Here is a 12,179-nt window from a genome sequence, read left to right as displayed (position 1 = left end):
GTGCGTTTAACGCCCATTGCTTTTGAGGTTTTCATAGATAAGTCTCCAAAGTGTCAACTTACCTCAGGACGGAACAGATTATCGATGAAAAAAAGCGTCCAATTGGACGCTTTTTTTGGGAAGAAACCTTTACTCTTTAATGTGCATTTGCTCTTTAAAGTTTTTAGCGGGATGACCTGCTACAGGCGAGTTAAACACGTCCTCATTGAACTCATTTTCAGACTTAGCGATGACTAAGGTCGCGACAGTATCACCGGTGACATTGACCGCAGTGCGAACCATATCTAATAATCTATCCACACCAATAATTAATGCGATACCTTCAACGGGAAGTCCTACTTGATTGAGTACCATGGCAAGCATGATAAGCCCAACTCCGGGCACGCCAGCCGTACCAATAGAGGCCAATGTTGCTGTAACAACGACCATTGCATAGTCGGTAATGGTTAAATCAATACCAAAGACTTGTGCGATAAAGACGGTCGCGACGCCTTGCATGATTGCAGTGCCATCCATGTTAATGGTAGCGCCTAAAGGCAAGGTAAACGAGGCAATTTTATTGTGGGCCCCTAATCGATGCTCGGCGGTTTCAATGGTCACGGGTAAGGTTGCATTGGAGCTTGCTGTGCTGAAGGCAAATAATTGCACATCACGCATTTTACGAATGAAGGTGATAGGGCTTAATCCAGAGAAGAGCTTTAACAATGTTGGGTAAACGATAAAGCCATGAATGAGCAATACTAGCAACACAACAAAGAAATATTGAATGACGCTTTGGAAATCTTCTAAGCCTAACGTTAAGGCCAGTTTTGCCATTAAGGCAAACACACCATAAGGAGCTAATTGCATGATTAAGGTAACAACACGCATGATAACTTCATTTAAATCTTCAAATAAAGCGACAACACGTTTACCTCGTTCACCAATGTGAGAAATCGCAAAACCGAAGATGACCGCAAAAATAATAATTTGCAGCATGTTACCTTCGCTCATAGCCTTGATTGGGTTAGTTGGCACAATGTTAATAATGACTTGGGACAAGCTAGGTGCTTGTTTAGCATCGAAATGCATGCCTTCGGCCACTAAATTTGCATTACCGGGATGGATCACGATGGCGATAAGAATTGCCATGCATAAGGCGATGGCAGTGGTGAAAAGATAAAACGCAATGGTTTTTCCCCCTAAGCGTCCCAGTTTTGAGGGGTCACTTAAGGAACAAGTTCCGCAAACAAGAGAAATAAAGACGAGGGGAACAACCAGCATTTTTAAGCCAGAAATGAATATTGTTCCTATCACATTTAAAAAGCCATCAGTTAAATATTCTTTGATGACATCACTTTCTGGAAAGAGGTTTCGAAGCAAGAGTCCAAGGAGGATCCCGCCTGCCATACCTAACAGTATTTTACTGGTTAGGCCGAGCTTTTTTGTTTGAGTCTTAGCCATATTGCTTCCTTTATAATTTTTATGGAGCTAATTGTGCATGCCTTTTCAAATGAAGAGTTAAAGCCTAACAAGAAAGCGCCAAGGATGAAATGTTTTGTCAGCTTACAGTCAGCTTCAAATGGACTAAAAGTTAAAAACTTAAGTGGTTATTATATTGTTAAGGGTTTCGGTTGCCAAATTGTTGTTTTGAGGTTAACTTTTGTAGTTGGATGGGTTGTTTTTAAGTTGTTCCAAAGTTGTTCTTAAGTTGTTTGTATCGTGATCGAACTAACAGAGGAGCTGACAATGGAGTCAGTTAAACATTTTTTAACGGCTGTGTTTTGTTGTTTTATCATACTAGGTTGCGGTGGTGGTGGGAGTTTTGAAGAAGAGTCTGATGAACCCACAGAGGAAACTTATTTTCTCGCATTGTCTATTTCCCAACAAGAAATTTCAGCTGCAAGTCCTGCAACGGTGACTGCAACAGTCAGAAGTTCAAAAAGAGGATTGCTTGAAAATGAATTGGTAACTTTTACTCTAAATGACCCAGCATTAGGCTCGTTTAATCCGATAACAGGAACGGCTATCACTGATGCCAATGGTCAAGCGCAGGTGATGCTTCATACCTCTAACCTTAAAGGCGCTGGATCTATCACTGCCACATTGACCAATCAGATCGATATTAATGATATACACACATTTATGATGATAGGTGATGGTGGTGTCGTGGGTTTACGGCAAGTCATACTTGAGCTTACCGATGAAGAGGGTAATGCTATTGAAAGCATTACCGCTAAACAGCCTGGTCAGTTAAAAGCGACGGTAATAGGGACAGATGATCCCGTTATTGTCACCTTCACCAGTAATTTAGCTTCTATTCCCATTAGTACTGTTGTGACACAAGATGGTGTCGCAATGGCTGATATTTATGCTGCAACGGAACTCGGCGCCGATACTGTCACTGCGAGGATCAGCAGTGACGAATTTCATCAGGTTATTTTTACCGTGGGTGCTAAGGATCTGAAAATGGGATCAGGAGAGCCGTTTGTAGAAGGTCTGGCTTTAGTGAGCATGGATCAGTTATCGGCAGGCGGGACAGTAACAGTATCGATTGAAATTCAAGATGATGAAGGTAGCCTTTATACGGATGAATTCATTAAAGTTAATTTCTCATCTATTTGTACCGATGCGGATTTAGCTTCTTTAAGTTCACCGGTTACGGCAATCAATGGGAGGGCATCGAGTACCTACCGCGCAGAAGGGTGTGTGGGAGAAGATATCATTACGGTGACAGCCGATGTGGGCACAAGTTTAACGGCAACGGGCAATATTAATGTCCTTGCTGCTGATAAAGGCAGCATTCAATTTGTGTCGGCAACGCCTGAGCAAATAGGCATTAAAAATACAGGCGGTATTGCGACATCGTTAGTTGTGTTTAAGGTGCTGGATGTGAGCGGTCAGCCCATGAGTAATGAAACGGTATCTTTTTCGTTAAATACTGAGGTTGGAGGTTTAGAACTTTATCCAACAAACGCGTCAACCAATGCTGAAGGCTTAGTGCAAACCACAGTAAATGCCGGTACCACTGCAACGCCTATTCGCGTGACCGCTTACCTTGTTAATGATGACGGTGTATATGATGATATTTCCAGCCAATCGAGTGAGTTGGTGGTGACAACAGGCATTGCCGATCAAGACAGTGTCTCATTGAGTGCAAATAACTACTCACCGGAGGGTTGGGATATCGATGGCACAGAAGTGATTGTCACCGCAAGGCTTGCTGATGCGTTTAATAATCCGGTACCTGACGGTACGGCGGTGACCTTTCGCACCGAAGGCGGGAGCATTGATGATTATTGTCTGACCGAAAATGGGAGCTGCTTTGTGACATGGCGGAGTCAAGATGTGCGCCCTGTTGGGGATTATCATCAAACTAACTTACCTGCTGATACGCATTATTTCGATGTACAGGAAGCATATTCAGATACTGCTTTTGGTCAGCCGATGGGGGGCCGTGCGACGATTACTGCTTTTGCCATTGGGGAAGAATCTTTTGCGGATCTCAATGGTAATGGCCGTTTTGATGAAGATGAAGTTGATGTGTTCATTAATGATCTCAATATTCAAGGCGAGCCCTATGATATGGATGAGGCCTTTGAGGATTTCAATGAAGATAATGTTTTTAATCCACAAGTCTCTGGCGGTGAAGCTGGCGGGGAATTAGAGGAACTAATTGATTTTAATAGTGACGGGTCATTTAATGAGGCTGATGGATTATATAATGGTGTTTTGTGTGCGCTTGAGGGAAATACAAATTGTGGCTCGATAGAAGATGATACGGTTTCTATTGATATCAGGAAAAATATTGTATTAGTCATGTCTGGCAGTACGGCCTATGCTTCACAACCCGTGATCATTGATAGTAATGGTGATACGAGTAATCAAGTAATGGATATTGTAGGTGAAGGGATCGGCAGTTTATCTATGATAGTGTCGGATTTACACAATCAAACCTTACCATCAGGCACGCAAATTAGCTTTGAAACCTCAGCAGGTAGTATTGCCACAACCAATCCCATTATTGTGCAAGATAGAGGTGGGGAAGGTTTAGCGGTTAATGTATCCGTCAAGGGAAGCACGGAAGCCGAATCGGGTGTATTAGATGTGATAGTGACGACACCATCAGGGGTTGAAACTTATATTGCGAGTATCAATGTGGTGATCAGTGTGACACCGACACCATGATGTTTATATGAACTCCCTTGTAAATTTATGTCGATAAAAAACCAGCACCTTAAGTGTTGGTTTTTTTATCGTTTAGGCACATTGACTTATTAGTCGTCAATTCTGTTGATAATGCATTTTTAACGTTGAAATTGATACACATTGCCTAATTGCATGATTTGGGTTAATTCATCCAGTGCCGTGCGCGATTCAACAATAAGCTGAGGATCGGCTAAATCATGAATGCTGAGCCTGTCACGATAATGTTTATCCACCCAATTGTTGAGCGTGGTAAATAAGTGGTCATTCATTAACGTGTGAGGATTGACTGCTGCGACTTCCGCTTTAGTCATGGCGACACGTAAACGTAAACAGGCCGGGCCTCCGCCATTTTGCATGCTTTGTTTTACATCAAAATAGTGCACTTTCTTAATGGGGGTGCCTAATGTCACCACTTCATCTAAATAGGCTTTCACCGCTGGATTTTCTTCACAATTTGTGGGCGCAATAATGGCCATATCCCCTGAGGGTAAGGTGATAATTTGCGTGTTAAAAAGGTAAGTGTTGACGGCATCCGAAATACTGACTTTTCCTGTTGGAACTTCAATGAAATGCAGTGGTCTATTGCATGTCTGATTAAATTTTTCTTGTATTTCAGCTAGTTTGTCTTTTGTGTTGAGAAAAGCTTGCTCATGATAGAAAAGCACATTTTGATTGCCTACAGCGATGACATCATTGTGAAATACCCCTTGATCAATAACAGCTGGATTTTGCTGAATATACACGACTTGTTCATCAGATAGACCATGTAATCGTGCTATGGCTTGAGAGGCCTCTAATGTCTGACGGGCAGGGTATTTTTTTGGGGCAATGGCATTAAGGTTTGTGGCTTCACGGCCGTATACAAACAGCTCTATGCCTTTATTGCCATACTCACCGCATAGGCGTGTATGATTGGCCGCGCCTTCATCGCCAAAATTAGCATGTTCTGGCAGATGTTGATGATGGCTGAAATAGCGGCTATCGTTAAAGGTAGCAGCGAGGATGCGGCCTGTAGTGATAGGTTCAATACTGCGATGCAGTTTATCGACTAAATTGGCTGGTGTGAAATGCAGTTTTTTGTCGAATGTGTCGCTACTAGGAGAGACGGTTGCCGCATTGGCTGTCCACATGCTTGATGCACTGCAGCAAGCATTAAGCAATAATGGAGCTTGTTTTACTGCCTGAGTAAGCACGTTGGCGTCAGAGCCAGTAAAACCGATGCGGCGTAACGTATGAAGGTCAGGTCGCTCTTGAGGAGCCAATATGCCTTGTACTAATCCTAATTGGCCAACGGCTTTGGCTTTAGCCAGCCCTTGTTTAGCGGCAGCTTTAGGATTAGAGATGGCATCGGCATTATTAAATGAGGCCACATTGCCAAATGATAAACCGGCGTAGTTGTGAGTTGGACCCACAAGTCCATCAAAATTCGCTTCAAAATGATCCATTGTATATCCTTAAATCGGCAGAGGCTGTTTTATGTATATCCAAAAGATCGGTGGATAGCGATAAAACGGCGCTGTTTAGCGCACAATATACACAAGCAGCAAAGGTTACAAGTTTGATAAATGTTACAGAAAAGGGCAATCTGAATTGAAATGCACTAAGAGACCTTGCTTAATGACTAATCATGGAATATTAGTTTTTAAATACGCAGTATTATTTTTCATTATTTTTTGTAAAACGGTTAAAAAGTGTCTCACTAATGCAAATAAAACAGGGTTCCACTTGAAAGTGTTTGCACAACACTCTATATATGGAGCCAATTTTCATGATATTGAAACTTGTTGGCGCAAATTAATTTATGGGTAAATCGCTAGTTATTGTCGAATCACCGGCAAAAGCCAAGACTATTAACAAATATCTTGGTAAAGAATTCATCGTTAAGTCGAGTGTGGGACATATTCGGGACTTACCGACATCTGCAAATGCGGACACGAAAGTGGCCAGTAAATCCCCTGCTGAAGTACGGAAAATGTCGGCAGAAGATAAAGCGGAATACAAAAGGGTCAAGGCTCAACAGGCATTAATTGCCCGTATGGGAGTGGATCCTGAACATGGTTGGAAAGCAAATTATCAAACTTTACCAGGTAAAGAAAAAGTCGTAAAAGAGCTGCAAACCTTAGCGGAATCTGCCGATCATATCTATCTCGCGACCGATTTGGATAGAGAAGGGGAAGCGATTGCTTGGCATTTACAAGAGGTGATTGGCGGTGATGAATCTCGCTATCAACGTGTGGTGTTTAATGAAATCACTAAATCGGCAATTAAAGATGCCTTTAGTCAGCCTTCACATTTAAACACCAACATGGTCAATGCTCAGCAAGCCCGTCGATTCTTAGATCGTGTTGTTGGCTTTATGGCATCACCCTTGTTATGGAAAAAAGTGGCAAGAGGATTATCCGCAGGCCGAGTGCAATCGGTTGCTGTGCGTTTAGTGGTTGAGCGTGAAAGTGAAATTAAAGCATTTGTCCCTGAAGAGTTTTGGGATGTGCATGCCGAATTGAATACGGCTAAACAAGAAATGCTGAAAATGCAAGTGGTTAAGTGCCAAAATACGGCGTTTAAACCTATTAATGAAGCGCAGGCACAAGCGGCTGTTGAGGCATTATCCCAGTCTTCATTTGCTATCACGGCAAGAGAAGACAAAGCGACACAGAGTAAACCATCCGCGCCCTACATCACCTCAACGCTTCAACAGGCGGCGAGCACGCGATTAGGTTTTGGTGTTAAGAAAACCATGATGATGGCTCAGCGCTTGTACGAAGCTGGTCATATTACGTATATGAGAACGGATTCGACGAACTTAAGTCAAGAAGCACTGGATAGTGTGCGTGAGATGATAGGTCAAGAATTTGGCGATAAATATCTGCCTGAAACACCACTGCGTTATGGCAGTAAAGGAGGCGCACAAGAGGCTCATGAAGCGATCCGTCCCTCAAATGTGAAAGTTGAATCCGCGTCTCTTACGGATATGGAGCGCGATGCGCAGCGTTTATATGAGCTAATTTGGCGTCAATTTGTGTCTTGCCAAATGACGCCTGCTAAATATGATGCGACTCGATTAACGGTAACGGCGGGTGATTACGAGCTCAAAGCGTCAGGGCGCATATTGAAGTTTGATGGTTGGACACGTGTCCAGCCTGCGATTAAGAAGAAAAATGAAGAAGACAATACCTTGCCTGTTGTTAATAAAGGCGATGTTCTCAACTTAAAAGAGTTATTACCTAAGCAACATTTCACCAAACCTGTGGCGCGTTTTAGTGAGGCGTCTTTAGTCAAAGAGTTGGAGAAAAGGGGCATTGGTAGGCCGTCAACTTACGCAACCATTATCTCAACCATTCAAGATAGAGGGTATGTGAAAGTTGAAAATCGCCGTTTTTATGCCGAAAAAATGGGTGAGATAGTCAGTGATAGCTTAGTGGGGAGCTTTCAAGAGTTGATGAGTTACGATTTCACTGCCAGCATGGAGCAAACATTGGATGATGTCGCTCAAGGTAAGCGAGATTGGAAACACGTACTCGATGGCTTCTATCAAGACTTTACCGAGCAAGTGGATAAAGCGGAATTACCACCTGAAGAAGGGGGAATGCGTCCAAATGAAATGGTATTAACGGATATCGAATGTCCCACTTGTGGAAGGCCTATGGGGATCCGTACAGGCACGACAGGCGTGTTTCTAGGTTGCTCAGGTTATGCACTGCCACCTAAAGAGCGCTGTAAAACCACTTTAAACCTGACTTCTGGTGAAGAAGCCATTAGTGAAAACAGTGAAGATGCTGAGACCGATGCACTGAGAGCCAAGCATCGATGTGGCGTTTGTGGTACAGCCATGGACAGCTATTTAATTGATGAAAAGCGTAAATTGCATGTGTGCGGTAATAACCCTAGTTGCAGCGGTTATGAAGTCGAGCAAGGGCAATTTAAGATTAAAGGCTATGAAGGCCCCATTATCGAGTGCGATCGTTGTGGTCATGATATGGAGCTTAAGAATGGCCGTTTTGGTAAGTACTTTGGGTGTACCAATAGTGACTGTAAGAATACGCGAAAATTACTAAAAAGTGGTGAAGCGGCGCCACCAAAAGAGGATCCAATTCACTTACCTGATTTAAAGTGTACTAAATCGGATGCGTATTTCGTATTAAGAGATGGCGCGGCGGGGATCTTTTTAGCGGCCAGTACTTTCCCTAAATCACGAGAAACCCGTGGTCCACAAGTTGCGGAATTAGTGAAATACCGTGATTTGCTTTGGCCAAAGTATCAATATTTAGCCGATGCGCCCGTAAAGGACGATGACGGTAATTTGGCAACGGTGCGATTTAGTCGCAAGACGAAAGAGCAATATGTTGCAACGGATGTTGACGGTAAAGCCACGGGCTGGACAGCAAAATATATTGATGGAAAGTGGTTCGCTGAAGCGAAGAAGAAAGCTAAACCTAAAGCCAAGGCAAAAACCAAAGCCAAAGAATAATGCTTTTCACCTTATTAAGCCCTCAATAGTGACACTATTGAGGGCTTTTTATTGCCTGAGTATGGTTGAATAAGAGAAGAGGTTGCTTAAGGTAAATGTGGACTAACCATGATATTGAAAGGAGGCTTATTCATTTTTTATTCAACTTTTATATATCATTTTGTCATAAACAAAGTGTTGTTGAAAACATAAAAAACAGTGGTTTTGACCTCACTTTATCGTTTTACCCGTGTGCTTCATGCTTATTCTCGGGTGATTAATTACGCAGTGAAATTGTTAATTTTAGCGTTTTGAGCATGTATTTGACTTAAGAATTCCTTATTCTGATTAATGTTACTTTTTAATCTCAAGTTATTAACGTTTTGTGTGTTAACAAGTGGGTTTATTCAATATTAGTCTATGAACTCTAGTTGTTTTTTTATAGTATTCCCCCCCCATTTTTAAATGTGCTTGCTTTAAAAAATGCGGCGGAGTCTCAGTCACATTGTGAGTTAAGCCAGCACTTGGTGTGTTTTTTATGTTAACAAAAATGCCTTATCACAAAGCGAGAATGGCTAAATAAATGTCTTTTTATTTCATATTTGTTCAAATTAACCCCTTGTGCACGATTTCTATGCTCTAACTTGGCTTTTTACTAGTTTTCTCCTTCCTCAAATGTTGACACAGGTTAACAGTTTGTGGAATGATGCGTGACAGTCTGCATCCTATCATCCATAGGAATTAAGAAGATAATAATTAACAATCACAATAGAAATACAGGCTTAGATACAGGAGTCAAATACAATAAGAATGCCTGTTATCGTTAAGTTAAAGATTTTTTTCATCACTTTAAATTGGTTGGGAACTATGTCCAAGGTAAGCAATAAAACAACAATCGCTAAGGCGCTTATAGGCGCATTAGCCTTAGCCGGTAGCCCACTCGTGATGGCCGACCCTCTTTCAAATGTCCAAAATGCTGACAGCAAAATTCATCAAGCGTCAGCGGCGTCTCAAAAGAAAGTCGACAAGTATTTTGATCAAGCTCAAGATATGGTTTTTGAATACGGTTCAGTTGCCGATGAGCGCGAGTCTACTAAAGCATATAATGATTATTTAGCGGGATTGGTCGCGGATCAAGAAGCGACAATGAAATCCATTCAAGATGATATCAATGGTATTGATACACTGCGTCAAGGTGTTGTGCCTTTGATGTTTAAAATGGTCGATGCACTTGATCAGTTTGTTCAATTAGATTTGCCATTCAACACTGAAACGCGTACTAAGCGTGTGGCTAATTTAAAAAGTTTATTAAACAGCGCTGAAGTGTCTTTAGCTGAGAAATACCGCCTCATTCTTGATGCATACAGCATTGAGCGTGACTATGGTAATTTTGTGGCAGTGGATACCGGTAAGTTAAACATGGATGGTAAAGAAATCTTGGTTGATTTCTTTCGTTTAGGTCGTGTTGCTTTGTACGCACAAAGTTTAGATCAAAAATCAGCATGGATGTACAACGCTGACACTAAGGGTTGGGAAAAGCTAGATGATAGCTATTTACGCGATATCACCAAAGGTATCCGTATTGCACGTAAACAAGGTGCACCTGATCTCTTTGCGTTACCCATTCCAGCTGCGGAGGCTGCACAATAATGAAGAAGTTAATAAAAACAGCAATCCTTGCTTCTACTCTGTCGCTAATGTCTGGCATGGTGAGTGCCGCTGATGCACCGAAAACCATTGACCAACTTTTAAAGCAAGTTCAATCGGATCGTGCTACCGATGCGAAAGTCAACAAGAAACGTGAGCAAGAGTTCAGAAATGAGCGTGGGGACAAAGCCGCGTTATTGAAACGCGAAAAACAAGCCCTAGCAAATGAAAAACAACGTGGTAAAGACTTAAACCAAGCATTTTTGGATAACGAGCGTAAAATTGCTCAGTTAGAAGAAGACTTAAAAACCGCTCAAGGTGATTTAGGTGAGATGTTTGGTGTGGTGAAAGGCGATGCGGGTGATTTCGCTGGTAAGCTGGCCGCATCGAATATCAGTGCACAATACCCAGGCCGTAATACTTTTATTGAGGAGCTTGCAGCCCGTAAGCAGCTGCCTAAAATTGAAGAGCTACATAAGTTTTGGGAAGCACAGTTATTTGAAATGGTTGAGTCAGGTAAAGTTGTGACCTTCGATGGCACAGTGACTGACATTAATGGCAGTGTTGAAAACACTAAAGTGACCCGTGTGGGTACCTTTAACTTATTAGCGAATAATGAGTATGTGGTTTATAACCCTGAGTTAAACCTTATTCAGGAATTATCTCAACAACCTGACGGTTATCAAGTTTCGCCTATCAAGAAGTTTGAAGAAACCAAAACCGGTTACGCTAAACTGTATATTGACCCTGTACGTGGTGTGCTCTTAAACATCTTCACTCAAAAAGCGACGATTGAAGAGCGTATTGAGGCCGGTGGAACCATTGGTTATATCATTATTGTTTTACTTATCTTAGGCGCCTTAATTGCCCTTGAGCGTTTAGTGACACTGGGTGTTGTAGGTGCGAAAGTGAAAGCCCAGCGTAAGAACTTAGACAAGCCTGGTAATAACGCCTTAGGTCGTGTGCTTAAAGTGTATGACAACAATAAAGATGTTGATGTTGAAACACTTGAGCTGAAACTAGATGAAGCCATTCTGAAAGAAACCCCAGCACTTGAGTCTCGTATCTCAATCATTAAAGTGCTTGCGGCCATTGCGCCTATGATGGGTCTATTAGGTACCGTAACCGGTATGATTGCGACCTTCCAAAGTATCCAACTGTTTGGTACTGGCGATCCAAAACTGATGGCTGGCGGTATTTCTATGGCATTGATGACGACAGTACAAGGGCTAGTAGCGGCGCTACCGTTAATGCTTCTTCATGCAATTGTTGTTGCTCGTAGCAAGACGATTGTTCAAGTACTTGAAGAGCAAAGTGCAGGTATTATTGCTGCTCACGCTGAGAAGAGGAACGACTAATGATGCTATACCTGATGGACTTATGGGATTCCGTCAGGGGCTTCATGGCCTCCGGAGGCGATGTCCTCTGGATTGTAGCGGCAGTGTTATTTGTCATGTGGGTATTGATGCTTGAGCGGTACTGGTATTTGAAATGGGTATCGCCAAAGCAACATCAAGCAATCATTCACACATGGGATGAAAGAGAGGATTCAACCTCTTGGTATGCACACCGGATCCGTGAAGCTTGGATATCCCAAGCAAAGCAAGATTTAACGGCTCGTATGCTGATCATTAAAACCTTAGTGGCAATTTGTCCTATGGTAGGTTTACTGGGAACTGTAACCGGTATGATTTCAGTCTTCGAAATTATGGCAGTTCATGGCACGAGTAATGCGCGTATGATGGCAGCTGGTATTTCAATGGCAACCATGCCGACAATGGCAGGAATGGTTGCAGCGTTATCAGGAGTATTTTTCAGTACTCGTCTTGATGCACAAATGAAAATCAGTATTGAAAAGCTAAAAGACAGCATGCCGCACCACTAGAGAGAGATTGAA

At 42.4% G+C, this 12,179-nt stretch carries 7 protein-coding genes; 5 read left to right on the top strand and 2 right to left on the bottom strand.

Features of this window, described 5'->3' with window-relative positions:
• Positions 1-129: 129 nt before the first annotated feature.
• Complete coding sequence (locus Q0779_RS10160) at positions 130-1,443, bottom strand: dicarboxylate/amino acid:cation symporter (RefSeq protein ID WP_298772230.1); 1,314 nt, start codon at positions 1,441-1,443, stop codon at positions 130-132.
• A 285-nt stretch (positions 1,444-1,728) separates the two neighbouring features.
• Between Q0779_RS10160 and Q0779_RS10155 the strand changes: the two genes are divergently transcribed.
• Entirely contained in the window at positions 1,729-4,167 is a 2,439-nt protein-coding gene (locus Q0779_RS10155; protein WP_298772228.1) for a hypothetical protein, read from the top strand.
• Positions 4,168-4,286: 119 nt separating this feature from the next.
• Here the strand turns inward: Q0779_RS10155 and astB are convergent, their stop codons facing one another.
• Positions 4,287-5,633, bottom strand: coding sequence for an N-succinylarginine dihydrolase (gene astB / locus Q0779_RS10150; protein WP_298772226.1), 1,347 nt, complete (start codon positions 5,631-5,633; stop codon positions 4,287-4,289).
• Between the two features lie 356 nt (positions 5,634-5,989).
• Between astB and topA the strand changes: the two genes are divergently transcribed.
• The 4 genes from topA to Q0779_RS10130 all read left to right on the top strand — a co-directional run bounded on the left by topA (position 5,990) and on the right by Q0779_RS10130 (position 12,167).
• Entirely contained in the window at positions 5,990-8,656 is a 2,667-nt protein-coding gene (gene topA / locus Q0779_RS10145; protein ID WP_298772223.1) for a type I DNA topoisomerase, read from the top strand.
• Positions 8,657-9,502: 846 nt separating this feature from the next.
• On the top strand, positions 9,503-10,285 hold the full coding sequence (locus Q0779_RS10140; RefSeq protein ID WP_298772221.1) for a DUF3450 domain-containing protein: 783 nt from the start codon (positions 9,503-9,505) through the stop codon (positions 10,283-10,285).
• Positions 10,285-11,640 (top strand): MotA/TolQ/ExbB proton channel family protein, encoded by a 1,356-nt coding sequence (locus Q0779_RS10135; RefSeq protein WP_298772219.1) that lies wholly within the window; start codon positions 10,285-10,287, stop codon positions 11,638-11,640. The genes Q0779_RS10140 and Q0779_RS10135 overlap by 1 nt, the downstream gene beginning before the upstream one ends.
• A complete protein-coding gene (locus Q0779_RS10130) occupies positions 11,640-12,167 on the top strand; it encodes a MotA/TolQ/ExbB proton channel family protein (protein ID WP_298772217.1) in 528 nt (175 codons plus the stop codon). The genes Q0779_RS10135 and Q0779_RS10130 overlap by 1 nt, the downstream gene beginning before the upstream one ends.
• The last annotated feature ends 12 nt before the right edge of the window (positions 12,168-12,179 follow it).

It is taken from the genome of uncultured Shewanella sp. (assembly GCF_947491715.1).
Taxonomy (GTDB): Bacteria; Pseudomonadota; Gammaproteobacteria; order Enterobacterales; family Shewanellaceae; genus Shewanella.
This window is presented reverse-complemented; position numbering and strand designations above follow the sequence as displayed.